Origin of the sequence: Bacteroides sp. 4_1_36 (assembly GCF_003466325.1) — a bacterium.
GTDB classification, from domain to species: Bacteria; Bacteroidota; Bacteroidia; order Bacteroidales; family Bacteroidaceae; genus Bacteroides; species Bacteroides uniformis.
This window is the reverse complement of the sequence record NZ_QSOX01000052.1, coordinates 1-1,335: the sequence shown is the minus strand read 5'-3', so window position 1 is coordinate 1,335 and position 1,335 is coordinate 1. Positions and strand designations below refer to the sequence as shown.

Sequence of the window (1,335 nt, the reverse complement as noted above, 5' to 3'; positions counted from 1 at the left end):
ACGAAAAGGCAAGCAGCCAGCCCGATAGAGATACACAGAATACAGCCGTTACAGAATCCGGCACTCATACGCTATTTGCAGGAAAGGGGGATTTCTCCCGGAACGGCATCCCCTTACGTGCAGGAAATGTATTACCGCATCGGTGGCAAGCCTTATTTTGCGCTGGCGTTTAGGAATGATTCAGGAGGTTACGAGCTTCGCAATCCCCGTTTCAAGGGCAGCACATCGAAAGACATCACCCATATACGGCAGCAGGGAGAGCCGAGAGATACCTGTTTCGTGTTCGAGGGCTTTTTGGATTTCCTCTCATTCCTCACTATCCGGCAACAGAAAAGTCCGGATATACCCTGCACCGACTGGCAGGACTACGTTATTCTAAACTCCACCGCCAACACGGATAAAGCCTTATATCCGTTGGCTGATTACGGGCATATACATTGTATGCTTGACAATGACGAAGCCGGGAGGAAAGCGGTTGAAGCCATAAGGCAGGAATACAAATGGCGTGTACGTGACGTATCACACCTGTACAGCGGTCACAATGACCTGAACGACTATTTGCGTAGCCTTAAAGTGAAACAATCCCAAGACTTGACAGTTACCGACAAGCCCCAGCCGGAGCAGGATAACAGACAAAATCCGGGTGAAAAAAGAAAGAGAGGGCTAAGGATGTGACCTGCAAGACTGGCGGCATGAACAGACGGCAGGCTGTGTGATTAGGGAGAGCAAGGTTATGTTTCGGTAGACCGAAACACCTTGCTTTGCTTGACAGCAAAGAAAATTTCTCCCGTTGGTCGCAATTTTTAAGATACCACCTAAAAGCAAAAACGTATGACAGGGACAAGGAACAAACCGGGAGGTCGCCCGGCAAAAAGCCGGATAGACAAGCAGAACCGGGTAGTCAGCACGAAACTGACCGAGTTACAGTTCTACGCAATCAGGAAGCGAGCCACCGAAGCCGGGCTGCACGTCAGCGAGTACGTCCGGCAGGCTGTCGTTTCGGCAGAGGTAACGCCTCGGCTGAACAGGCAGGATGCGGACACTATCCGCAGGCTGGCGGGCGAAGCCAACAACATCAACCAGTTGGCGCACCGGGCGAATGCCGGAGGGTTCGCACTGGTAGCCGTGGAACTGGTGAAACTCAAAAACAGGATTGTTGAAATCATAAACCAACTGTCGGATGATTGGAAAAATAAAAAAGGGAAGCGGATTTAAAGGCTGCGTGAACTATGTACTCGGCAAGGAACAGGCGGCTTTGCTTCATGCGGAGGGAGTGTTAGCCGAAAGCAACCGGGACATCATACGCAGTTTCATACTGCAAGCCGGGATGAACCC

The 1,335-nt window shown here is 51.2% G+C and carries 2 protein-coding genes and 1 pseudogene; all 3 read left to right on the top strand.

Translation table 11 applies throughout. The annotated features are described in order from the left end of the window. Positions 1-675, top strand: a 675-nt coding sequence (locus DXD65_RS20760; RefSeq protein WP_233556172.1) for a toprim domain-containing protein, incomplete at its 5' end; no start/stop codon positions are given. Between the two features lie 156 nt (positions 676-831). Next, on the top strand, positions 832-1,215 hold the full coding sequence (locus DXD65_RS20755; RefSeq protein WP_025815051.1) for a MobC family plasmid mobilization relaxosome protein: 384 nt from the start codon (positions 832-834) through the stop codon (positions 1,213-1,215). Further along, positions 1,181-1,335: pseudogene (locus DXD65_RS20750) on the top strand (mobilization protein); the annotation flags it as partial. The gene DXD65_RS20755 and the pseudogene DXD65_RS20750, both read left to right, overlap by 35 nt.

Bases quoted from the DNA above. Each gene is read 5' to 3' on its own strand.
- DXD65_RS20755 (WP_025815051.1), top strand. From the start codon at position 832: ATGACAGGGACAAGGAACAAACCGGGAGGTCGCCCGGCAAAAAGCCGG.